This window comes from Rhodococcus sp. KRD162 (genome assembly GCF_017168335.1).
Lineage (GTDB): Bacteria > Actinomycetota > Actinomycetes > Mycobacteriales > Mycobacteriaceae > Rhodococcoides.
Genome location: NZ_JABFAU010000077.1, coordinates 35,533 through 58,822, shown reverse-complemented (window position 1 = coordinate 58,822; position 23,290 = coordinate 35,533). Strand labels below are relative to the sequence as shown.

Genomic DNA, 23,290 nt, shown 5'->3' with positions numbered 1-23,290 from the left:
TGATGGCGTCGCGGATGGAGACGCGGGAGCCGGTGGCGGTCATGGCGTAGCCGCAGCCGGCGTCGAGGTCTTTCAAGGTCATGGTGATGATGGCGGTGACGGGTAGGCCGCGGTGGGTGCCGAGGGTCCCTGAGGCGAGCGTGTGCCGGAGCGCCAGTTTCAGGGCGTCGTGATGTCGTTCGTTCTGGGTGCGCCGATCCCGAGCCGCGGCGGCAGCTCGCGCCGCAGCCGCGGTTTCTCTGTCATCGGGTTCAGGCGCAGTGTCGGACGCTGTGCCGCAACCACAGTCGGTACCGTGGCCGCAATTCCTCTCACCGCATCCGCTCTCACTGCAGCCGTTGCCACCGCAGGATTGGTCACCGAAGTCATGATCATCCGCGCAGTCGCTGTCCCCGTTGCAGTCCGTCCCATCCCACAGGCCTGCATCGCTGGAGCCGGCATCGTCGGGCGTCGGTGCCGGCTGCGGTGGTGGTGCTGCAGCATCCTTACCGGAGGTCTTGTCGCTCTCGTCGTCGCCGGTCTGGTCGCTACGTTCGCCCTCGTGCACGACCGATGTGGGGTCTGCGGGGTTGTTCACTCCCGGTTTCGCGGCTTTGGAGAACAAGGCCTCGAGGTAGGCCCGCAGCTCGGGGTCGACGCAGAAGCGTCCTTCCGACATCCCGTCGGCACCCTGCTCACCGAGGTAGAAGAACGCATCACGTCGCTTCCGGGGCTTCGGCTTTCCGTCCTCGTCCTCGTCGTAGTCGCCGTCAGGGTTGAGGATCGAATCCAGGTGCGCCACCAGCGGGGCGAAGTCGTCGGGTTGTCTGGTCGATGCGTAGCCCACCAACTGCTGTTCGGCGAGATCGCGGGTCTGCGGGTCCACACTCGAGGGCAGATGGCGGAAGAATTCGCGGATCATCTGCACATGCTTGGAGTCGAGCAACCCGGCCCGTAATGCTTCGGCGGTGTGCGGCAGCAGTGCAGGCAGGACCTCACCCGACAATGCAGTGCGATCCCCCAACTCCGCAGCCAGGCGTACCCGTGCCCCGGCCGCGCGTGGAGTGATCCGCAGCATCCACGCCACCGACGCCGGCACCGACCCCGGATATACATCGAGTCCGTGCTGCGCGATCAACTCGTTCAACCAGGTGTGCGAGTGCGCAGTCAGCGACCGGGTCACCGTTTCCATCCGTTGGAGCACCGCGCGCCGGTCGGCGTTCGTCCACGACACCGACGCCTGTTCCGTCAATGCGGCGACCGCGGATTCCACGCGATCTACCAACACCGACAGTTCGGGATCGGACACCTCGGGGGCAGGCGGCACCGTCTCGATGCCGTCCACCCCTGATCCGCCGTCCCCCGAAAGCATGCACGAAATCTATCGCGACCCACCGACACACTTTCGAACACACGTTCTTATGTGTTCATCTTATCGATATATGCGGATCGGATGGGGGGTCGACCCGGACGCGAAGTCTTGGCGACCAAGATGAGTTGCCTCGCCCCCTCCGGACGTCGGTAGCGTCGTACCGATGCACCAGATCGGCTCGAGGAAAAGGAACCAGCCTGCGCCGCCACATATTGTTTTCGAGTCGCTTTCCCAGCCGGCTCGTCCGACCGTCCGACCATGGCTGATGTTGCTGAACGACGAGCAACTGCCGACCGTCGGCGACGTGCACGCACCCCGCCTGGTGCATTGGACCTCATTGTGGCCAACACGACCTGACGTCTTGATTTGCTTCGATCTGCCCTCGGACAGGGGCTACGGAACCGACCTACGCTGGACGTTGTTCGCCGCAGACCCACTTCCGGACGCGTCGACCATCCGGCACTTCCGTAGGCGGCTGAACGTACTGATCAACGAGAAACTACGGATGACTTTCGGACAATGACTGCAACACCGAGGGACACGCCATGACCACGAGACCGTGCTGTGATCCGTCGCCCGCCGACTGGCTCGAATGTACGGGCCACACGACGCTGCAGGTTCCTTCGTTCGTCTGGCAGGCAGGCCGTGCCTGGCACATCGCCAACGACGTCGGTCCCCACTTCGCCACCATCGGCGATCCTCGCGTAGATACCGCCTGGGACGATCACAGCGAAGCACAACCCTGGGAGAGCCATTGAGCACGCACCGACAACAATGGTCGGACTGCGAACTGCAGCAGGACGTCTCGGCAGCACGCTGGGTGGTGGACGGCCTGGACGTCGTTCCCACGACGACTGTGGGCTCGCTGGTCCCCACCGTGTTCGACGCCTATGCCCGCATCCTCTATCCCGCTCGGCCCAACACACACCGCCCGGTGCCCGAAAGACCTAGTGTGCCTTGGCTTGATCAGCTATCGGCCATCCTCGAAATTCTCGTCCGGAAGACCACAACACCGGGCGATTGCTATTTCGCTGTCTGGGAGGGCAATACCGCCCTCGACGACATTCGGGGCAAGGCACCGACCGCGAACATTGCCGGCTACAACTACTTCCTGCTGAGAGGGCAGGTCTCTCGTGCAACCGACACGCTCGAGGGACTGTCGCCGAACCTGTGGTGGCCTGCAGACCACACCTGGTGCGTGGCCCAGCACTTCGATTTCCCGTGTGCCTATCTCGGTGGTAGCACGGAGACTGTCGCGGACGTTCTCGCGCTCAGCGACGTCGAGTCCCAGCCGGTCCGCGTCGAACAAATCATCACCGCGGGCCACGACGCGAAAGACTAGCCACCCGGGCCGAAAGTCTCGACCAGCGAGGCTGTTGCGTCATATCAAGACGAATCGATCAGAACTGCGCCCGAGGAGCTCCCATTCCCGGATCGATCTGGAACGGTCCGCTGGCTGACGGCGCTATCGGAAAGTCGAAGATCGCCGTCGGGATATATACGGTGGCACAGGAATTGGGAATGTCCACCACACCGGAGAGGCGGCCTTCGATCGGTGCAGACCCTAGCAGCAGGTATGCCTGCTCGGGGCTGTATCCGAATTTGGTGAGGTAGTCGATCGCGTGCATGCAGGCATTCTGATACGACAGGTCGGAGTCCAGGTACTTCTGCTCGCCGTCGACAGTTACCGAGATACCCGAGAACGCAATCCATTCCGAGTATTGCGGGGCGGTGTTGCCGGGCATGAAGATTGCGTTTTCACTCACCCCGTACGTCTCCATGCCGCCCTTGATCAGGTCGACGTGCAGATCCATGAAGCCGCCCATTTCGATGGCCCCGCAGAACGTGATCTCACCGTCTCCTTGCGAGAAGTGCAGATCGCCGAACGACAACTTCGCGCCCGGCACGAACACCGGATAGAACACGCGAGTACCTTTGGTGAGGTTCTTGATGTCCTGGTTGCCGCCGTTCTCCCGGGGCGGTGCCGTCCGCGCGGCTTCGCCGGCGACGCGAGAGAATTCGTCACCGCTCAGCGACCCCAGAATTGCCCCGTCGAGTTCGGGGGCCAGCGCCAGTGGTGGAACCCGATTCGGATCCGTGGCAATCAGCGCACCTTCGCGGGCGTTCCACTTCGCCAACAACTGTGCCGACGGCGCGGTACCCATGAGCCCGGGATGAGTGATGCCGGTGTACTTCACATGCGGTACGTGGCGAGAGGTCGTCGTCTGCCCGGAAGAGTCCCAGATCGCCTTGTACGCGTCGGGGAATCGATCGGTGAGGAATCCGCCGCCGTTCTGCTTGGCGAAGATGCCCGTGTAGCCCCAGCCCTGACCCGCCAGCGGGCCCGAGTCCTCCTGCGGGATCGGACCGACGTCGAGAATGTCGACGATCAGCAGGTCGCCGGGCTCAGCCCCCTCGATGTGGAACGGCCCGGACAACGTGTGCACGTTGTTCAGAGGCGCGTTGAGAATGTCCTCGGCGGAATCGTCGTTGTGGATGGCCCCGTCGAACCATTCGCGACAGTGCGCTCGAAAGGACGTGCCAGGTTTGACCGTGACCGCCGCCGGGATGTCAGGGTGCCATCGGTTGTGGCCGACGATGTCCTGTTCGGTGAAACTCTTGGTCGAGTCGAGCGGAAACAGCAGTTCTGGCACGCGGCACCTCCGGTTGCGCTGAATTCTCCTGTCTTGATCATTGCACCGATGTGGTCCTAGCGGTCGGTTCTGGCAGGTAAATCTTGTATGACGGTTGATCTTGTATGACGTTGTGCCGTAACACCGCTGATCGCGCTACTCTCGAACACGTGCCGACCTACAGCTTTCGTTGCGCCGGGCGATGCGCACCCGTCGACCAGATATTTCCCATGTCCGACGTGCCCTCCGAGGTGCCGTGCCCCGAATGCGGAGGGGCAGCCGCACGGAAAATCTCCTCCCCTGCCCTGGGCCGGGGGAACAGTGCCGCAATGAAGGCGCACGATGCATCGCGAGCCACCGCCGATGCACCTACCGTGGTCTCGTCCATTCCGCACAGCGGCCGATCCTCGAGCCGAACAACCTCCAACCCGCTACATCGACGGCTGCCCCGTCCCTGACTCGCACGCTTCCCGCTCGGTGCGACCCGGCAGTACGACCCCAACGCCACAACTCTCGCAGCCCCCGTCCATCCCCGACCGCGCAGTCACCGTCCGCGCAGTCACCGAGCACTACCGGCGTCCGACCGAGATCCGCCCCTCTTCGCTGGTGGCGGACACCGATCTCGGCGAACGCGGATCGTCGATCACCTCGATCTCGACGTCCCCCTTCTCCGACTCCGCCGCGACGTCGTAGGACTCGGCACCGGGAAGCGTGATCGTGCTGTCCCCCCTCGTGTTCTGTATGCGCATCGAGTCGGGCGGCACGCGAGAGTCCACGACAACTTGTCCGAAGATCGTGTTCACCTCGACCTCGGACAAGGCAGCGTCGGAGATGTCGATGTCGCCGAACCGAGTTGTCACACTCAGTGTTCCGCTCAGCCCGCGAGCGAGCACCGACCCGGTCGAGGTCGTCACCGTGGTGTCGGCATCGACGTCGGCGAGCAGGACCTCCCCCGCTAACCCGTCGATGCCGAGTGTCGATCCGGCAGGTATGCGTAGCTCGACATCGAGATCACACCACCCTCGATTCGAGCCGGAACATTCCACTGCGATAGTCGATCCATCGTCGCTGATCTCGACGGTCGGAGTGTCCCCTCGATACTCTCCACCGGCCTGCACATGCAGATCCGCGTCGGGACTCGTCGACACCGTCAACTGTGCGAACCTCGTTGAGAACGAGAGATTTTCAGCTGCGACAGTCCTGTCGGCAGCGTAGTGGAAGGACTGCACCTTCGGCGTGGTGAAGCCGTATGCAATCGCCACCGTGGTTGCAGCTCCGGCGACGCCGACGACGACTACGGCAACGACAGTCGCAACAATGATGCGCCACAATGCTTTTGTCACTGGATAGCTCCCAGATATCGTAGTACGGCCATGACACGACGGTGGTCGGCACTGTCTCCGAGTAGGCCGAGCTTGGCGAAGATGTTCCCGATGTGCTTCTCGACGGCAGCCTGACCGACCACCAGTGCCGCCGCGATTCCGGCATTGGACTTGCCTTCGGCCATGGCCGTCAACACCTCTCGTTCCCGAGGAGTCAACGAATCGAGCGGATCCGATCGTGGTGCACGGGCCAGAATCTGTTGCACCACCTCGGGATCGATGACGGTTCCACCGTCTGCCACCGTGCGGACCGCATCGGCGAACTCGTCCACATCGGCCACGCGATCCTTCAACAGATACCCGACGCCGTCCGTGCTCTGCCGGATCAGCTCCGCCGCGTACCGCTCCTCCACGTACTGGGACAGCACCAGAACTCCTACCTCGGGCCATCGTTGCCGTATGACCAGCGCTGCGCGGAGGCCCTCGTCCAGGTAGGTCGGCGGCATACGTACGTCGATGACACACACATCAGGGACCGGCTCGGCGGCGGACATCGACGCGAGTAGCTCCGATGCGTCACCCACCTTGTCGATCACGTCGGCTCCGCTGTCGACCAACAGTCGAGCAACGCCCTCTCGCAACAGAACCGAATCATCGGCAATGATCACTCGCACGGGATGATCACCTCGAGACGCGTCGGGCCGCCGACCGGCGAATCAACCGACAGGGTGCCGTCGATTCCGCTGAGCCTGTCTTGCAGACCGGCCAGCCCTCCGTGCGCAGGCACCTGCGCACCGCCGCATCCGTCGTCGTCCACCGTCACCCGAACAGCGCAATCGTCCCTGGTGACGGCGACTCGGACGTGGCCGGCCTTCGCATGTTTGCTCACGTTGGTCAGTGCCTCCGAGACGACGAAGTAGACGGTCGACTCGACGGTGGCGCTCGCGCGTCGCTCTCCGGTCGATGCCGGATCGATCTCGATGGTCACCGGGACCGCGCACAGCGCCGCGACAGAGGACAGTGCGGCATCGAGTCCGCGGTCGGTCAGAATCGGCGGATGCAAACCGCGGGTGAGAGTTCGGATCTCGCCGATGGCGTTCTTGGCCTCGCGGTGGGCGTCATCGAGCAGGCCCTTCAACACTGCGTCGTCGCTCGACGAGATCCGCGACTTCGCCTGACCCACGGACATGGCCACCGAGACCAATCGCTGTTGAGCCCCATCATGCAGGTCACGTTCGATCCGGCGCCGCTCGGCATCCGCGGCGTCGACCACCCGCGCCCGACTCGCCGTCAACTCGTCCACCCGCATCCTGGACGAGGACTGCCCGAGTAGCGCAGCAGCACACCACCAGTCGAGCTTTGCCACTGCCGTCAACAGCGGTGGAAGCCCGGCGACAAGCATCACCAGCGCTACGATCCCGACCGCCAAGACGGGCAAAAATCCCACTCGATCACCGATCTCGAATTGGCTGCCGACGGGATCGAGAACGATCCAGGCTATCGGTGCTGAGACAAGAACCGGAAGGGCCAGGAACAGCGCAGGTAGGAGGAACAGAAGGACCGCCGAGAAGGGTATGCGAACCATCCAGTAACACAACGATTTCCACAGCCCTACATCGCGAACACACCAGACGAAGGTTCGCCAGCGGGTGGGGTAGACAGTCTCGGTAGGGCCCGCGATGACGATGCCGCTGGTGAAGCCGATACCCGCCCGGGCCGCCATATCCATCCACCGAAGCAGCACGATCGTGAGCGCGAATACCAGGACCCCACTGAGCGCGAACGGAAGTGCGCACACAGCCAGTACCAGCAGCCCCAGGATGAACCACCCACCGAGCCCCGCCAGCATCGACGCCAGCAACGACGCCACGGCCAGCCACCAGTGCGGCGATATCCACGCCCTGAGCGGATTCAGGGGAATCGGTAGTGCCTCGTTCATGCGGATCAGCCTAAGTGCGGTGTCCTCGCAGTGTCCCCACTGTGAACCCACCGCCCGAGGGTAGGGCCAGCCATACTGCTCACCGGTGGGTCGGTCGTGGTGCTTCTCAAGAGGCGAGCGGGAAGATTCGACAGGCATGAACCTCGACCTTCTCGACGTCGATCGACTGTCCGTCATACCGGTGTGGGTGGTCTTCGTCGGTGTTGCCGTACTGCTGGCGTTCGAATCCGGCTCTCCGCTCGGTCTTTTCACCCCGGGAAACAACGTGCCGATAGCACTGGGGGTGTTGACGTCCATCGGCGTCGTACCGTGGCTGCCTGCCGTCGTCACCGCCGCCGTGGCGTCGAGCATCGGGGCACAGTGGGCCCTGTGGCGCGGCCGCCGCACCAACACGATTCTCGGTTCCGCCCGCGTCGAGGCCGCGATCGGGCGCTCGATGATGCAGGTGGTCCTCGGTGTCACAGCGTCGGTGGAGAGACGGCCCCGCGCGGTAGCGGTGGCCGGACACCTTGTCGGTGGTATCCGCACCATCACACCTCGACTGCTCGCGTCCACCTCGCTGCGTCAGCGTGAATATGCCGTACTCAGTCTCCTCGCGGCCGGGGTCTGGGCCGCTGCGCTGGTGACGGTCGGCGCATGGCTGGGTGACCAGTCCGTCGTACGGACCGCCCTGGGATACGCTTGGATCCCCGCCGTGACGGTCATCGTTGTTTGCCAGCTCAGGCGTCGAACACGCCCGTCTACTCCCGAACTTGTCGGAGCCCGGTGATATCAAGGATGTAGAAGACGAGAGAAAGGGTTTCGCATGTCCGCTGACTTCGATACTTGCCACGGCACACTCGTGATCCACGCGGTCGGCGGTGCGGAGTGCACGGAGCCGGACTGCGTGGACCTCGAGTACGTACGGCACTTCCTGATCCTCGAATGCGAGGAGGTCACCGGAGGCTGCCAGTGCACCACCCTCGTGGAACTGGCTCAGGCTTCCTGACGCCGCACCACCGGCTGCTGCAGCTCGGTGACCCAGTTCTCCTGCGGCTCCGGCTCGGATACCAGGTAGTACTCGCGGCAGACCCCTGCGAGCTCGTAACCACTGCTGTCGATCCAGGCCATGAACTGCTGCCAGGTCTCACCGATCGTCGCCATCGAACCGTGGTGAACAGTGGTCGCCGCAAGGTCGACCGGTGGCAGTTCTCGGACGTCGTATCCCTCGGCGGCGGTCACGTTCGGTCCTACCTCGAACGCGGCGTGCACGGTGACCCCGGTGCCATCTCCGTCGTCGATGGCCTCGTACATGGCGATCGACGACGGGCCGAACTCGACGCCGTGCCCGGCGAGGGCTTGGGCGAGTCGCGCGTACATGGGTCCGATGACCGGCCCGATGTTCTCTGGTCCGAAACCGGCGGCAGTCTCGGTGACGAAAGCAATGCGATCGGTCGGCAGCGACTTGGTGTCCACGGTGATCATGAAATTCCCTTCGGTGTGTGAGAGTCGCGCATCGAGTCGACGTAGGCGGGCGGCATCGAGATCGAGCCTACGAGCGAGGTCATCGCGTTTGGCGGCGAGCATCTCACGCAGCTGATCTTCACCTACCTGAGCGTGGATGATCGCCTTCACTTCGTCGAGCCGGAAGCCGAGGTCCTTGAACATCAGAATGCGGCCCAGGTCCTCGAACTGCGTGCCTTCGTACGACCGGTATCCGGTGAACCGATCCACCCGTGCCGGCGTCAACAGTCCGATCTCGTCGTAATGCCGAAGCATCCGAACCGACACTCGACCGATGGATGCGAACTCTCCGATACTGAACATGACCCCTCCGAGAATTCCGTCTCACACTGTGTGAGGGTCAAGCGAACGAAAATCGGGTGCAGTCGACCGCGCTCAGCGCGGTCGACTGCACCCGATTCTATTGGCCGCGCAGCCGCGACCACACCGTCCCTTACTCGAGGCCCACCGGATAGTGCAGCGGCAATCCCGTTTCACCGACGCCGAGTTCCAGGATCGCCCACTGGTGCGGGTCGATGGCCAGGAGTCCGTGGTTGGACACGATCAGGGATGTTCCGCTAAACGCGACCGAGGCGGGAGTGGAGTACGGAATCGAACGGTTGACTCGATCGACCAGGGTCGGTAGCTCGCCCACGATCGATCCCGTGTTCGGGTCTACCACCTGGATCGAATTGATGATCGGGTTCGAGATCGGCAGATAGATACGCCCACTCGTTCCGATGGCCAGGCCGTCTCCTTGTGCGACCACAGCCACGCGCTCCAGTCGGCCAGGTGAACCGTTGGAGTCGAGCTCGATTCGGTATACGACACCTCTCCCGATGGTGGTGATGTCCGGTGAGAGCGACACGGTCACCACGAAGTTGAGCCGGCCCGCGGCGTCGAACTGCATTCCGTTGACGCTGTACACAGACGCGAAATCTTGATTCTGATACCAGATTTCAGCTGCACCACCACCGGCAGGCACTTTCCAGATGGTGGCCTGGTTCAGATCGCTGACGTACATGGTTCCGTCGGGGGCGAACGTCGCCCAGTTCGGCCACGCGGGTCGATCGACGGGCGAGGGTTCGCAAGGCGCACCCGCGGCAGCCGCACATGCCGGGAGATCGGCGAAGGTGGCGTACACCGTTTGCTCTCCGGTCGATGGATCTATCCGCACGGCCCTGGCACCCGAGTAGTCGAGGGCGTACACCCGGCCGTCACCGTCGAGTGTGATTCCGTTGACACCGTGTTCGGCAGGTACGTGATTCTCCAGCGTGTACGTCTGGAGTAGACGTCCCTCGGAATCCCAATGCCACACGTCTGCCGATGAATTGGGCCGGTTCGATCCCGACCAGATGCTGCCGTCGCCAGGATCGACGGCCATTCCCTCCGGCTGACCGGGCAGCGGAACGACGGCAATGTCCCTGGTCTGCCCGTATTCGAGAGGAACGTTCGTCGGCGGTGGTTCGGCGGCCACCTCGGGCGCGGTCACCACCGCGCCCGAGAGGCAGATCACCGTCGACGCCAGAAGGACGATCCCGGCGCCGCGCCGAATCATCGAGGAGTGATGGAGCCGAGGAACGAGGTGGTCCAGATTGCCGAATTGGCCGATCCTGCTGGATCGTTCGTCGGAACGAGTCCATTGAGCGTCACCTGGCCACCGGTCAAGCCCCGATCGAACTGCGGCGGCAGGGTGAAGCCGCAGGACTGCTGGACGGTGCCCGGACCTACGGCCAGATCGGTCCGACGGCATTGCCCGATAGAGGTCGCGGTCAGTGCCGGGGCGACACCGAAACTCGTGATGCTCATCGACGCGCTGAAGTCCGGGGACGACGGGTTCTGGTAGCAGATCGACGCCGTTGCGGCGATGTCCTCGGACGGCTCGGTCGAGGCTGCGCCGGTGGCCGGATCCACCGACACTGCGTGGATCTCGGTCGTGCGCACTCCACCTGGGCACGCAGGGGTTGCGCCCTTCGAGACCGAGTTGACCTCGCGTCCGACGCTGTACTTCACCGAACCGGTCGGCTGCGGAGTTCCGGGCGCCGGATCAGCGACCGGGGCAGTTCCCTCGCCCAATGTGTACAGAGTCCACAGTGAACCGGTGCGTCCGTCCGGCAGACGAAGGGGATTGGCGACCGAGTTGCTGGTTGCCACTCCGTCGGTGACCCCGGAACCATTGGGCTGCACTCGAAGCACGCAATCGACGGCCGCGCGTCCGGGTGAGCCGATCATGAACTCGAGCCCGCAGGGGCCGCTCATCGCGAGCCTGCCCAGTCCCGGCGCAGTGAGCACGCCCCACTGATCGAGGAAGGCCTGCCCGTCGATCGTCGGGCCGTCGCACACGTAGATCGGCCCGACGTTCTGCGCGGTCGGATCGGTGAGGAAGCCCGTCGAGGGATTGTTGGCGAAGGTGTACATCCGCGCATCGAGGCGCTCGACCACGGTCAGCGAGCGTGGTGACCCGAAGTACTCGTTGCACGCGGCATTGTCTGCCCCGGTGGGGCGTTGGCCGCTGTCGACGGTGCGATAGACGCTGAAGCTACCGGGACCGTCGTCGATGGACCCCATGACCGTAGCCGGTGCGGGACTCGGCGCAGGCTCGGCCGATGCAGGCGCCATCGGACAGACCGCGATCGTCAACGCTGACAACACGGCAGCACGCAACCACTGATTCTTCAACTTCAACTCCCCCCCGAGAATTCGACGGTGCAATTCGGACGAATCGCACCTTTTCCGAGGGGAGACTATCGCAACAGCCGTTGAGAATCTATCGATTCAGGCTTGCGAACACAGGTTCGATCCTGTCGAGGTCGAGAAGTAGTGCACGGTGTCGGCGCGCGGCGCGATGCGGAGGACGTCGCCGTGCGAGGGAGTCGCGATATCGGGGATTCGAGCGACGATCTGCGCTCCGGCCGTCCCGCTGGTCGAGGCATCCTCGACCATTCGGGCGTATATGTAGCAATCTGCGCCGAGTTCCTCGACCACATCGACACGCACGTCGGTACCCGAATCGGAGACCGTCCACGCTTCGGGTCGCACGCCCATGGTCACGCGGCTGCCATCGATCCGGTCGGCAATCGACCGCTCGATGGGTACCGACAGCGAACCGATTCTGGCAGCGCCTGCAACCACGTCGACCTCGAACAGGTTCATGGCGGGCGAACCGATGAATCCGGCGACGAAGGCATTGACCGGACGCTCGTAGAGTTCCTTCGGACTGGCGCATTGTTGCAGCACGCCGGCTTTCATGATGGCCACGCGATCCCCCATCGTCATGGCCTCGACCTGATCGTGAGTGACGTACACGGTGGTGGTGCCGAGCCTGCGCTGCAGCTGCGAGATCTGCGCACGTGTCTGGACACGCAGCTTCGCATCGAGGTTCGACAGCGGTTCGTCCATGAGGAACACCTGCGGGTCTCGCACGATCGCGCGACCCATGGCGACACGCTGCCGTTGCCCACCGGACAGCGCCTTGGGCTTACGGTCGAGGTATTCGGTCAGGTCCAGAATCTTCGCCGCCTCCTCGACGCGTCGACCCACCTCGGACTTGTCCATACCGGCGATCTGCAGAGCGAAGCCCATATTCTTGGCGACGGTCATGTGCGGGTACAGCGCGTAGTTCTGGAACACCATGGCGATGTCTCGTTCCTTGGGTGCCAGCGAGGTGACATCGCGGTCGCCGATCTTGATGGCACCGTAGTCGACGTCCTCCAACCCGGCGAGCATGCGCAACGAGGTGGACTTTCCGCAGCCGGACGGCCCGACGAGCACGAGAAATTCACCGTCTTCGATTTCGAGATCCAGTGATTCGACCGCCGCGACGTCCGAACCCGGGTAGAGCTTGGTGGCCCCTTCGTAACTGACCTGTGCCATGGGAGTGCTCCTTTGTAGAGTTAGAAGAATCGGTGCGCGGAGCCGGCGGGCTCGGCGATGAGAAAGGTCGGCGCAGGCAATCCGGATCGCGTTGCACTGGAAGTGATCTCGTCGGCTACCGTCCGAACGAGATCCGAGGGCACCAACGCGATCGCCGAGCCTCCGAATCCGCCGCCGGTCATGCGGGCTCCGTACGCGCCTGTGCGCAGTGCCGCGTCGACGGCACTGTCCAGTTCCGGCGAGCTGACCTCGTAGTCGTCCCGCAACGAATGATGCGACGCGGTCATCAACTCACCCAGTTCGGCACCTGCGGCACCACCGTCGAGCAGATCGACCGCCAGCTCGACCCTCCGAATCTCACTGATGACGTGGCGAACTCGCGCGATCAGTGTGTCGTCGACGAGCCCCGAGACCGCCTCCTCGAGAGGGAGGCCTCGCAGCGTAGCTACCCCCAGTTCGGAGCACGCGGTATCGAGCGCCGCACGACGGGCACCGTACTGGCCGTCGACGAGCCGATGCGGCGCGTTGGTATCGATCACCAACAGACTGGTTCCGGAAGCTGCGAGGTCGATGGGGATCTGACGCGTCGAACCGTCGAGGCAGTCCAGTAGCAGCGCATGCCCGGCCCGCGCCGACATCGCGATGTTCTGGTCCATGCCACCGGTCGACGCCCCGGCAATCTCGTTCTCTGCCCGAATGCTGGCGTCGATCAGTACGTTTCGATCGACCGCCAGGCCGAACAAGTCGCTGAGCGCCAGCGCGAACGAGCATTCCAGGGCCGCCGAACTCGACAGGCCCGAGCCCACCGGCACCGAGGAGTGCACCGCAACATCGACCCCGCCAATCCTGTGCTCCTGCAGTGCCCAGGCCACGCCTGCCACGTATGCGGCCCATCCCGAGGGCGTTCCCGGGCCGATCTCCTCGAGCTGACCCGTCCACGACTCGTCGGTGCGCGTCGATACGGCGCGCATCACCGTGTCCTCGCGGCGACGTACAGCGACCGCAGTGGCGTACGGCAACGCGAACGGCAACACGAGTCCGCCTGCGTAATCGATGTGTTCACCGATCAGGTTGACTCGGCCCGGGGCAATCCAGACGCCGTCCGGTTCACCGCCGAACGCGCTGCGAAACAGCGCTGCCGCCCCGTCTGCGAGATCGTCCTCGGCGACCACATCGAGCCAGGTCATCGGAGTACCTCGCGCAGTCGATCGGCGATCCGCTCCGGCGTGGTGTCGTTGACCCATGCGCCCATCGCCGATTCGGATCCGGCCAGGAACTTCATCCGGCCCGGTGACCGCATCATCGAAAACAGTTGCAGATGAAGCCTGCCCAGCTCACGGTCCGCTGCCACCGGAGCCTGGTGCCACGCGGAGATGTACGGCACCTCGTCGACGCCTTCGAAGAACGCGTCGACTCCGCGCAGCAACTTTCGGTAGACCACGGCCAACTCGTCACGTTCTGCATTGTTCAACTCGGTGAGGTCCGCGACGTCGCGGCGCGGGGCGAGATGAACCTCGACCGGCCAACGAGAGGCCGCCGGGACGTACGCCACCCAGTGCTCGGTATCGAGGACGATGCGTCGCCCCGAACGCAGTTCGGCAGCGAGTACATCGGCCAACAGCACTCGCCCCGTTCGCTCGAAGTGCTTGCGAGACTGACGTATCAACGCGTCCGTGCGCGGTGGGAGATAGGGGTATGCGTAGATCTGGCCGTGTGGATGGGTCAGTGTGACGCCGATCTCCTTGCCGCGATTCTCGAAGCAGAACACTTGCTGCACCCCGGGCATCGCCGAGAGTTCGGCGGTGCGATCGGCCCAGACATCGATGATGGTGCGTACTCGGGACAGCTCCAGCGAGACGAAGGACGCATCGGGATCACTGGCGAAGCAAATCACCTCGCAGCGGCCCGTGCCAGGTGCAATCGGCCAGAGTGCCTCGCCGTCCACCTCGGCCGGAAGACGTTGTTGCGCGGCACTTTCAGCGAGCGAGGGGAATCTGTTCTCGAACACCACCACGTCGTAGTCCGCCGCCGGGATCTCGGTAGCCGGACGGCCGGGACGGCTCGGTGCCAGCGGCGACGCATCGGCCGGTGGGAGGAACGTCCGATCCATCCGCTGAGCGGCGATGACGATCCACTCACCGGTGAGGACGTCGAACCGCATCTGCGATTGCGACAGAGCCGGCGAAAGCGCCCGTGTGTCGACGAGTTCGCGGGTGGCGTCGCCACAGACGTACGGTTCGGTGTCGTCGTAGTAGATCAGTTCGCGGCCGTCGGCCAGAGTGGTCGACGTCTTGCGCAATCGGTGCGTCGTGGCTTCACGCGCGGTCATCGAATACTCGTTCCTCGTTCGTGTCGACAGGGTCTCGGGCGATCACCACGTCGTCGACAACCTCGGACAACGCGTCCTGAACGCCAGGATCGAGGCCGGCATCGGTGACGAACACGTCGACGCGAGAGAGCGGAATGGTGTTCGCGAGCGCACGAACACCCCACTTGGTGTGATCGGCCAGCACGATGACGCGCCGGGAGGACGCCACCAGTGCCTGATTGGTTTGTGCCTCCATGAGATTGGGGCAGGTGAGCCCCGATTCGATGTCCACCCCGTGCGTTCCGAGGAACAACATGTCCAGGTGGATGCTCTGCAATGCGCTGACCGTGAGCGGTCCGACCAGTGCGTAGGAGGGTGTGCGTTCCCCGCCGGTGAGCAACACGGTTTGATCCGTCCTGCCGCCGGTGTGAAAGACCTCGGCAACGGGGAGCGAGTTGGTCACGACGGTGATGTCCGGGACGTCGAGCAGTTCCTGAGCCAGCGCATGCGTGGTCGTGCCTCCGGAAATACCGATGGATGTTCCCGGCCGAACGAAACGCGCCGCGGCTTTGGCGATTGCGGACTTGGCGTCGCGATCGAGTTCCGATTTGGCGGAGAAGCCCGGCTCGAACACACTGGCCGATCGTGGGAGCGTGACGCCGCCGTGTACTCGCTCGACGAGGCCGCGAGCGACGAGTTCGTTGATATCGCGTCGGATGGTCATGTCCGACACCGACAGCACTGCACCGAGGTCTGCCACCTTGACTGCCCCCGAGGCCGTCACCTGGTCGAGGATCTTCTGTTGACGCTGATGGGCGAGCATCAGCGGGTCTCGGCAATCACTGCGCTACCGCCCGCGGCCACGATCAGCTCACCGTCGACCTGTACTCCGCCGACCAGGTCGGTACCTGTGGCAGGCACGCTGATCTTGTCGCTCCCGTGATTGAGTACGAAAAGCCAGGACTTGTCCCCTGCCGATCGTCGCACGATCTCCACATCGGATCCGAGATCGCGGCGAGAGTCGATACCGGCTGCAGCGCAGAGCTTGTCGGCCAGCCCGTCCCAGCCGGCCGCGTCGGGGACGGTGGCCACGTACCAGGCGGCTCCTGAGCCGACAGGGCGTGTGGTCAGCGCGGGAACGCCGCGCAGATGCCCCTGGGTGTGCCGTGCCAGTACATCGACGTCCTCGGATGCGGTGAGGTATTCGCTCCATATCTCGCCGAGGGTCTCGTCGTCGAGAGTGAGGGATTCGCCGTCGGCGAGCGGAAAGAACTCCTCGACTCGGACCCCGAGCATCTCGCGGAAGGCACCCGGGTAGCCGCCGAGTCGCACGTGATCGTCCTCGTCGGCGATTCCCGAGAACGCAGTGACGAGCACCTGCGCACCTGCTTCGGCGGCATCGGCAATCCGTGTGGCTGTCTCGTCGCTGCACAGGTACAGGGCCGGAACGACGATCGCGTCGTAGCCGTCCAGGTCCGTGGACGACGGGACCACATCACACGTCACACCTGCTGAGGTGAATCCACGATGTGCGCGTCGAGCAATCTCCATGGGCTGCATCACCATCGACGGATGGCCCTCCTGCTCGCACGCCCACTGGGAGGCCCAGTCGAAGAGCACGGCGACCCGAGCATCGACGGTGCTGCCCGCTACCGGCGCCATGCGACGCAGAGCCGCGCCGAGTTCGACGACCTCACGCCAGCGGGCGGAGTCCTCACCTGCGTGCGGGACCAGTGCCGAATGGAACTTCTCTGCGCCCGCCTTGGAGGCCCGGAACTGGAAGTAGGCGATGCCGTCTGCTCCGCGGGCCATGTGTGCCAGGGAGTTACGCATCATCTCACCGGGAACCTTGGCGCGGTTGATGTGCTGCCAGTTGACGGCACTGGTGGAGTGCTCCATCAACAACCATGGCCGACGGCCTGCCACGCCGCGGGTGAGGTCGGCCGAGAACGAGAGCTTGTGATGTGCTGCAGCGTCGCCGGTTTCGGGTCCGACGAGGTAGTGGTCGGTGGAGACGATGTCCTGCTCGGGAGCCCAGGACGCGTAGTCCATGTTGCCGGCGAGCGCGGGGCCCTGACCCATACCCACCATGAAGTTCGTGGTCACGGGAATCGCGGGGGTGATGCTGTTCAGCACGGCCTTCTCTGCGCGGTACTGCTCGAGCAGTGCGTCGGAGCAGAAGCGTCGCCAGTCGAGCTGGTGGGTGGGGTTACCGAAGGTGGTGCTCACCGAGGGGGGAACGATCTCGGCCCAGTCGCTGTAGCGCTGGCTCCAGAAGTCGGTGCCCCACGCGGTGTTGAGGGCCTCGAGGTCGATGTACTTGGTGCTGAGCCATTTCCGGAATGCGCGGGCACTGTCTTCGGAATAGCACAGGGCGTTGTGGCAGCCGAGTTCGTTGGAGACATGCCACATCGCCAACGCCGGGTGCCCCCCGTAACGGTGCGCCATCTTCTCGACGAGAGTCAGTGAATGTTCTCGGTACACAGAGGAACTGGGGCTCCAGGTCTGACGGCTGCCGATGGCGTAGCGGTACCCGCGTTCGTCCACGGGACGCATCTGCGGGTAGGCGGTGGCCAACCACGGCGGGGGCGAGGCGGTGGCCGTGGCCAGGTCGACGCGGATCTCGCCCTGGTGCATCAGATCCATGACGCGGTCGAGCCACTCGAAATCCCAGGTCGTGGCCGTCGGCTGCAGCCGGGCCCAGGAGAAGACACCCACGGTGACGAAGTCGACGCCCGCCTCGTGCATCAGCTCGACATCGCGATGCCATACGTCCTCGGACCACTGTTCGGGGTTGTAATCGCCCCCGAAGGAGATTCCCCGGGTCGGCCAGGTGCTGCGTCGTGCTGTGTCCATGCTCACAATATGAACGAGCGTCACTCAGATGTCAACATAAATGAACATTTTCATACTCTCGCAGGTGGAGAGCCCTCGAAGGGCTTGACAGTCCTGCTCGAGTCATGCTTCTGTAACCTGCATCACCCCGAACGGTCAGAATCGATCGCCCAACGAACACCATGGATGTTCATTTCTGATCGTTATCGATATTTTCCGTCGAAGGACTCCCATGAACCCACACGAGTGGCCGCGCACGTGGCAGCCGTCTCGACGCGACTTCCTCAGGTCAGCGCTCGTCGCCGCGGGGGCAGTCACCGCAGGCGGCATGCTCTCGGCGTGCTCGAGCAGTCTCGATCCCAACACGGTCACGCTCGGCTCGCGACTGTCGGACAAGAACTCCAAAGTCGGAGTCGAGGACGTCGTCGCCATGTATCGGCAACAGACCGGCGGCGACATCCGCGTCAACACCGTCGATTCGACGTCGTTCCAGGAGAACGTCAACAACTACCTCCAGGGGACACCCGACGACGTGTTCACGTGGATGGGCGGCTACCGAATGAAGTACTTCGCGGACAAGGGTCTGGTGGAGGACATCTCGAATGTGTGGGCGAGCAACGGCGCCGGCTACAGCGAGAGCTTCAGGAAGAACTCGACCGGATCCGACGGCAACCAATACCTGATCCCGTTCTTCTACTACCCCTGGGCAGTGTTCTATCGGCCGAGCCTGTGGGCCGAGCGCGGTTACGAACCACCCAAGACCTACGACCAGTGGGTTGCGCTGAACAAGCAGATGCAGGCCGACGGCATCACCCCGATCGGCTTCGGAGCCCGCGACGGATGGCCCCCGATGGGGACGTTCGACTACCTGAACCTGCGCCTCAACGGTGTCGACTTCCACCGCACCCTGCTGGCCGGTGATGTGAGTTGGACCGACAATCGCGTCCGCACGGTGTTCGATACCTGGCGCGAGCTTCTGCCGTTCCATCAACCGCAACCGCTCGGCCGCAAGATCGCCGATGCGCAAACAGCCTTGCTCAACAAGAGCGTCGGGTCTCTGGTCGCCGGCATGTTCGTCGCACAGAGCTTCCCCGCCGGGGCCGAACGCGAGGACCTCGACTTCTTCCCTTTCCCCGAACTCGACTCCGCCATCGGCAGTTCCACGGTCGAAGCGCCGATGGACGGCTTCATGATGCGCGCCGATCCGCGCAACCGTCCCGCTGCCGAGCAGCTGCTGACCTTCCTCACCGGCCCCGAGCCCGCAGTCGCCTATGCTATGCAGGATCCGCAGGCCATCCCCGCACACCGCGACGCCGACCTGTCGAATTTCCCTGCACTGGTTCGTAAATCGGCGAACCTCGTGCAGAACGCCGAAGACATCACGCAGTTCTTCGACCGCGACACGCGACCCGATTTCGCGTCGATCGTCATGATCCCGGCCCTGCAGCAGTTCATCGGCAACCCGAACGATGTCGACGGCCTGGTTCGCAGCATCGAGCGTCAGAAGTCGGCGGTGTTCGGAACATGATTGTGCGCAGTGTGATTCGACCTCCATCATTCCCTCGACTTCGAGATCAGGTAATGCCATGACCGCACCGGAACGGGTCAAGTCGCCGAAGATTCGGCGCAGTGTTCGCGAGAAGTGGACCATCGCCTTGATGCTCGGCGTTCCCGCGATGATCGTCGTCGGTCTCGTCTGGATTCCCACCGTCTTCACGGTGATCCTCTCGTTCGCGCGCTGGGACGGAATCGGAGGCACCTCGAGCATCGAGTGGATCGGTACGCAGAACTACGCCGACGCGGTACAGGCATATCCTCCCTTCCAGCAGGCACTCCAGAACAACGTGCTCTGGCTCGTCTTCCTGTTCCTCGTCCCCACCGTCATCGGCATCCTGCTCGCGATCCTGTTGGACAAGAATCTCAAGGGATCTCGGCTCTACCAGAGCATCTTCTACGTGCCCGTGGTGCTGTCGATGGCCCTCATCGGGTTCATCTGGCAGCTCATCTACTCCACCGAGGGCGGCGTCCTCAACAGCCTGCTCGGCACGGACGTCGACTGGCTCGGCGATCCCGACATCAACATCTGGGCCGTCATGGTCGCGGCAGGTTGGCGGCACACCGGCTACATCATGCTGTTGTACTTGGCCGGCCTCAAGGCCATCGACCCGTCCGTCCGTGAGGCCGCGGTGATGGACGGTGCCGGACCGATTCGGACGTTCTTCAGCGTCATCTTCCCGCTGATGAAGAACACCAACCTACTGATCATCGTCATCACCGTCATCGAGGCGCTACGCGCATTCGACCTCGTGTGGGTGATCAACAAGGGCCGCAACGGACTCGAGCTGATCTCGGCCCTCGTGACGGCGAACGTGGTCGGTGAGGCGAGCCGAGTCGGATTCGGTTCTGCGCTGGCCACCATCATGCTCGGCATCTCGCTCGTCTTCATCGCCCTGTACCTCGCCATCGTTCTTCGGAGCAAAGACTGATGACCACTTCACTCACGCGCACAGCGCCTCCCGAACGCGACCCGTCGACCCGCAACCGCGCGGCCGTCGCCAATCGTCGACGCGCGAGCACCGCACAGATCGCGATCTACGTGCTGCTGACCGTCATGGCGTTGGCCTGGCTGTTCCCCCTGGCGTGGGCGGTGTACAACTCGTTCCGCAGCTACGATTTCGTGCTGCTCAACGGCTACCTGTCGGTGGGCGGATTCACATTCGACAACTACATCGACTCGTGGCAGATCGGCGGTATCCCGCACTACTTCCTCAACTCGATGATCATCACCGTCCCCTCGGTGCTGCTCATCCTGTTCTTCGGCTCGATGGCGGCGTTCATCCTGGCGCGATTCAGCTGGAAGTTCAACATCTTCATGCTGGCGGTGTTCATCGCCGGCAACCTGCTGCCGCAGCAGACGCTGTTGACCCCGTTGTTCCGGCTGTACAACGCAATTCCGGTTCCGTACTGGATGAGTTCCTCGGGCTCGTTGTACGACAGCTACTGGGGCCTGATCATCGTGCACGTCGCATTCCAGACGGGGTTCTGCGTGTTCGTCCTCAGCAACTACATGAAGACCGTGCCGCACGAATTGCTCGAAGCAGCAACCGTCGACGGAGCCGGATTGTTTCGCCAGTACTGGCAGGTCGTCATGCCACTCTGTCGGCCCGCGCTCGCCGCCCTCGCCACACTCATGGTGACGTGGATCTACAACGACTTCTTCTGGGCTCTGGCCCTGATGGTCAGCGGCGACAAACTTCCGGTGACGACGGCACTCCAGAATCTGCAGGGCAGCTTCTTCACCGACACCAACCTGCTGGCGGCGGGCTCGGTACTGGTCGCCCTTCCGACGGTGTTGGTATTCGTTGCGCTGCAGCGACATTTCGTCTCAGGTCTGACGATGGGTGCCAACAAGTGAGCTTCGTGGTGCTGCGACGCGACGGCGTCATGGTGATTCTCGGGTCCTCCTCCACCGCTGTTCCGGCCGTGCTGTACTGGGGCTCCGATCTCGGTGAACTCTCCGACCGCGATCTCGCCGAACTCCGGCGCGCGGCCGTACCAGCGGTTCCGCACTCGAGTGTCGACGTACCGCGGTGGTTCACGCTCGCACCCGGCGGCGACGACGCCTGGCAGGGCACCCCAGCTCTCGCGCTACATCGCGACGGTTCGGCGCAGTATCCACGATGGACGGGCACATCGATCGACAGCAGCGAGTTCGGGTGCACCATCGACGCTGCTGATCCCGAGTTGGGAATCCGATGGTCGATCGAGCTGTCACTCGAGGTCGGTGGGTCACTGCGGGTGCGTCAACACCTCGGCAACACCGCAGACTCCGCCCTCTCCGTCGACGGCGTCGTCACCCTGATGCCGTTGCCGGACACGGCAACCGAACTGCTCGATCTGACCGGTCGTCACTGCCGCGAACGCACCCCGCAGCGCCGACGGTTCGATCTGGGGGCGGTGGTGCGCGCCTCGCGTCGTGGCCGCACCGGACACGATTCCACTCTGGTTCTCACCGCAGGAAGCGAGGGATTCGGCTTCCGCGACGGCGAGGTCTGGGGCGCGCACGTCGCATGGAGTGGTGATCACCTGCACCTGGCCGAGCGTCTGCCCGAACGGGCCGGTCAAGCCTCGGCCGTCCTGGGAGGCGGGGAACTTCTCGCGCCGGGTGAGGTCACGTTGGGTACCGACCAGACGTATTCGACCCCCTGGGTGCATTTCGTGTACTCCCCCGCCGGGTTGGATGGTTCCGCTCGATCCCTGCACCGTTGGATGCGATCTCGCCCAGCTCACCCCAGCTCTGCTCGACCCGTGGTCCTCAACGTGTGGGAGGGCGTCTACTTCGATCACGATCTCGCCCGGCTTCGCGGTATCGCGGACGTCGCTGCTCGTGTGGGCGTCGAGAGATTCGTGCTCGACGACGGTTGGTTTCGTCATCGACGCGACGACCGGGCGGGCCTCGGCGACTGGCAGGTAGACGAGGGGGTATGGCCGGACGGTCTGGCCCCGCTGTTCGACCACGTCCGTGATCTCGGCATGAGCCCCGGGCTGTGGTTCGAGCCCGAGATGATCAACCTCGACTCCGATACCGCTCGGGCTCATCCTGATTGGCTGCTCGCGGCACCTAATCGGCTTCCGTTGGAGTGGCGTCACCAGCACGTGTTGGACCTCACCCGCACCGAGGTGTTCGATTACCTGCTGTCGTCCATCGATCAGGTGCTCGGCACGCAGCGACCGGACTACGTGAAGTGGGATCACAACCGAGACCTGATGCTCGCCGTCGATTCCACTGGACACGCCGCGGTGCACGATCAGACCGCGGCGTTCTACCGGCTGCTCGACGAGCTACGGTCGCGGCATCCAGAGGTCGAGTTCGAGTCCTGCGCATCCGGGGGTGCCCGCATCGACCTGGAGGTTCTCGAACACACCGACCGGGTATGGGCCTCGGACACCAACGATCCGCTCGAACGTCAACGGCTGCAACGGTGGACGACGCAGCTGATTCCGCCGGAGCTGATCGGATCGCACGTCGGACCTCGGATCGCACATACCTCCGGACGCTGGTCGACACTTCAATTCCGCTGTCTGACTGCACTGTTCGGTCACGCGGGCCTGGAAATGGACGTCACCGAGCTCTCGTCCGAGGAACACGAGTACCTGACGTCCTGGACAGCGCTGTACAAGGAGTTGCGCGGCTTGTTGCATACCGGCGATCTCGTTCGGGCCGACCATCCCGACCCGAGCGTATGGGTTCACGGCGTCGTCGCAGCAGACGCATCCGAGGCCGCCTACGCGGTGGTTCGGATGGATACCTCTCCCGAGGATCGAACGGATCGGGTCCGGCTCCCGGGCCTGAATCCGAACACCCGCTATCGGGTCGAGTTCGTTCATGCGCTGAGTGATCCGGGCAACGGAATCGCACCGCCGCCGTGGATCGCGGACGGCGGGGTTCTCGAGCTGTCGGGCGCTGCGTTGGCTCGGGCAGGCGTCGCGCTCCCGGTGCTGTTCCCTCAGACCGGAGTGCTGCTACGACTGACCACGCTCTGAGCG

At 63.9% G+C, this 23,290-nt stretch carries 23 protein-coding genes; 10 read left to right on the top strand and 13 right to left on the bottom strand.

Annotation, left to right across the window (positions count from 1 at the left end; genetic code table 11):
* The coding region (locus tag J1M87_RS27495; protein WP_206492821.1) for a DUF222 domain-containing protein at window positions 1-1,351 on the bottom strand (1,351 nt) is incomplete at its 3' end.
* 265 nt (window positions 1,352-1,616) lie between these two features.
* Between J1M87_RS27495 and J1M87_RS27490 the strand changes: the two genes are divergently transcribed.
* The 3 genes from J1M87_RS27490 to J1M87_RS27480 are packed head-to-tail and all read left to right on the top strand — an operon-like array spanning window position 1,617 to window position 2,693.
* A complete protein-coding gene (locus J1M87_RS27490; protein ID WP_241257518.1) occupies window positions 1,617-1,874 on the top strand; it encodes a transposase in 258 nt (85 codons plus the stop codon).
* A gap of 22 nt (window positions 1,875-1,896) precedes the next feature.
* Complete coding sequence (locus J1M87_RS27485) at window positions 1,897-2,109, top strand: hypothetical protein (RefSeq protein ID WP_206492819.1); 213 nt, start codon at window positions 1,897-1,899, stop codon at window positions 2,107-2,109.
* Complete coding sequence (locus tag J1M87_RS27480) at window positions 2,106-2,693, top strand: hypothetical protein (RefSeq protein WP_206492818.1); 588 nt, start codon at window positions 2,106-2,108, stop codon at window positions 2,691-2,693. The genes J1M87_RS27485 and J1M87_RS27480 overlap by 4 nt, the downstream gene beginning before the upstream one ends.
* Before the next feature lie 58 nt (window positions 2,694-2,751).
* On the opposite strand, the gene fmdA is transcribed toward J1M87_RS27480, so the two are convergent.
* The gene (gene fmdA / locus J1M87_RS27475; RefSeq protein ID WP_206492817.1) at window positions 2,752-4,005 is read right to left on the bottom strand and encodes a formamidase; all 1,254 of its coding nucleotides are present in this window, start codon (window positions 4,003-4,005) and stop codon (window positions 2,752-2,754) included.
* A 104-nt stretch (window positions 4,006-4,109) separates the two neighbouring features.
* On the opposite strand from fmdA, the gene J1M87_RS27470 reads away from it, so the two are divergent.
* Window positions 4,110-4,442: an FmdB family zinc ribbon protein gene (locus J1M87_RS27470; protein ID WP_241257517.1), complete on the top strand. Its 333-nt coding sequence runs from the start codon at window positions 4,110-4,112 to the stop codon at window positions 4,440-4,442.
* 111 nt (window positions 4,443-4,553) lie between these two features.
* Here the strand turns inward: J1M87_RS27470 and J1M87_RS27465 are convergent, their stop codons facing one another.
* From J1M87_RS27465 to J1M87_RS27455, 3 genes are read right to left on the bottom strand one after another with little or no spacing between them, the layout of a single operon-like run.
* Complete coding sequence (locus tag J1M87_RS27465; protein WP_206492815.1) at window positions 4,554-5,327, bottom strand: DUF4097 family beta strand repeat-containing protein; 774 nt, start codon at window positions 5,325-5,327, stop codon at window positions 4,554-4,556.
* On the bottom strand, window positions 5,324-5,980 hold the full coding sequence (locus J1M87_RS27460; protein ID WP_206492814.1) for a response regulator transcription factor: 657 nt from the start codon (window positions 5,978-5,980) through the stop codon (window positions 5,324-5,326). Before J1M87_RS27460 ends, J1M87_RS27465 begins: the two co-directional genes overlap by 4 nt.
* Window positions 5,971-7,245, bottom strand: coding sequence for a sensor histidine kinase (locus J1M87_RS27455; protein ID WP_206492813.1), 1,275 nt, complete (start codon window positions 7,243-7,245; stop codon window positions 5,971-5,973). Before J1M87_RS27455 ends, J1M87_RS27460 begins: the two co-directional genes overlap by 10 nt.
* Before the next feature lie 136 nt (window positions 7,246-7,381).
* On the opposite strand from J1M87_RS27455, the gene J1M87_RS27450 reads away from it, so the two are divergent.
* Both J1M87_RS27450 and J1M87_RS27445 read left to right on the top strand, forming a co-directional pair.
* Window positions 7,382-8,014, top strand: coding sequence for a DedA family protein (locus J1M87_RS27450; RefSeq protein WP_206492812.1), 633 nt, complete (start codon window positions 7,382-7,384; stop codon window positions 8,012-8,014).
* A 36-nt stretch (window positions 8,015-8,050) separates the two neighbouring features.
* Complete coding sequence (locus J1M87_RS27445; protein ID WP_206492811.1) at window positions 8,051-8,233, top strand: hypothetical protein; 183 nt, start codon at window positions 8,051-8,053, stop codon at window positions 8,231-8,233.
* Here J1M87_RS27445 and J1M87_RS27440 read toward each other — a convergent pair.
* From J1M87_RS27440 to J1M87_RS27405, 8 genes are all read right to left on the bottom strand, one after another.
* Window positions 8,221-9,051, bottom strand: coding sequence for a MerR family transcriptional regulator (locus tag J1M87_RS27440; protein WP_206492810.1), 831 nt, complete (start codon window positions 9,049-9,051; stop codon window positions 8,221-8,223). The genes J1M87_RS27445 and J1M87_RS27440 overlap by 13 nt on opposite strands.
* Before the next feature lie 130 nt (window positions 9,052-9,181).
* The gene (locus tag J1M87_RS27435; RefSeq protein WP_206492809.1) at window positions 9,182-10,285 is read right to left on the bottom strand and encodes an SMP-30/gluconolactonase/LRE family protein; all 1,104 of its coding nucleotides are present in this window, start codon (window positions 10,283-10,285) and stop codon (window positions 9,182-9,184) included.
* Window positions 10,282-11,295 (bottom strand): hypothetical protein, encoded by a 1,014-nt coding sequence (locus tag J1M87_RS27430; protein ID WP_206492808.1) that lies wholly within the window; start codon window positions 11,293-11,295, stop codon window positions 10,282-10,284. The genes J1M87_RS27435 and J1M87_RS27430 overlap by 4 nt, the downstream gene beginning before the upstream one ends.
* Window positions 11,296-11,502: 207 nt before the next feature.
* Window positions 11,503-12,600, bottom strand: coding sequence for an ABC transporter ATP-binding protein (locus J1M87_RS27425; RefSeq protein WP_206492807.1), 1,098 nt, complete (start codon window positions 12,598-12,600; stop codon window positions 11,503-11,505).
* A 20-nt stretch (window positions 12,601-12,620) separates the two neighbouring features.
* Entirely contained in the window at window positions 12,621-13,787 is a 1,167-nt protein-coding gene (gene galK / locus J1M87_RS27420; protein WP_206492806.1) for a galactokinase, read from the bottom strand.
* Complete coding sequence (galT, locus tag J1M87_RS27415) at window positions 13,784-14,929, bottom strand: galactose-1-phosphate uridylyltransferase (protein ID WP_206492805.1); 1,146 nt, start codon at window positions 14,927-14,929, stop codon at window positions 13,784-13,786. The genes galK and galT overlap by 4 nt, the downstream gene beginning before the upstream one ends.
* Window positions 14,916-15,731 carry a DeoR/GlpR family DNA-binding transcription regulator gene (locus J1M87_RS27410; RefSeq protein WP_206492804.1) on the bottom strand — a complete coding sequence of 272 codons (816 nt, stop codon included), beginning with the start codon at window positions 15,729-15,731 and terminating at the stop codon, window positions 14,916-14,918. Before J1M87_RS27410 ends, galT begins: the two co-directional genes overlap by 14 nt.
* On the bottom strand, window positions 15,731-17,764 hold the full coding sequence (locus J1M87_RS27405) for a beta-galactosidase (protein WP_206492803.1): 2,034 nt from the start codon (window positions 17,762-17,764) through the stop codon (window positions 15,731-15,733). Before J1M87_RS27405 ends, J1M87_RS27410 begins: the two co-directional genes overlap by 1 nt.
* 211 nt (window positions 17,765-17,975) lie before the next feature.
* Here J1M87_RS27405 and J1M87_RS27400 point away from each other — a divergent pair, with 211 nt between their 5' ends.
* From J1M87_RS27400 to J1M87_RS27385, 4 genes are read left to right on the top strand one after another with little or no spacing between them, the layout of a single operon-like run.
* On the top strand, window positions 17,976-19,271 hold the full coding sequence (locus J1M87_RS27400; RefSeq protein WP_206492802.1) for an ABC transporter substrate-binding protein: 1,296 nt from the start codon (window positions 17,976-17,978) through the stop codon (window positions 19,269-19,271).
* 58 nt (window positions 19,272-19,329) lie between these two features.
* Complete coding sequence (locus tag J1M87_RS27395; RefSeq protein ID WP_241257516.1) at window positions 19,330-20,229, top strand: carbohydrate ABC transporter permease; 900 nt, start codon at window positions 19,330-19,332, stop codon at window positions 20,227-20,229.
* Window positions 20,229-21,158 carry a carbohydrate ABC transporter permease gene (locus J1M87_RS27390; protein WP_206492800.1) on the top strand — a complete coding sequence of 310 codons (930 nt, stop codon included), beginning with the start codon at window positions 20,229-20,231 and terminating at the stop codon, window positions 21,156-21,158. Before J1M87_RS27395 ends, J1M87_RS27390 begins: the two co-directional genes overlap by 1 nt.
* The gene (locus J1M87_RS27385; RefSeq protein WP_307830935.1) at window positions 21,155-23,287 is read left to right on the top strand and encodes an alpha-galactosidase; all 2,133 of its coding nucleotides are present in this window, start codon (window positions 21,155-21,157) and stop codon (window positions 23,285-23,287) included. The genes J1M87_RS27390 and J1M87_RS27385 overlap by 4 nt, the downstream gene beginning before the upstream one ends.
* The last annotated feature ends 3 nt before the right edge of the window (window positions 23,288-23,290 follow it).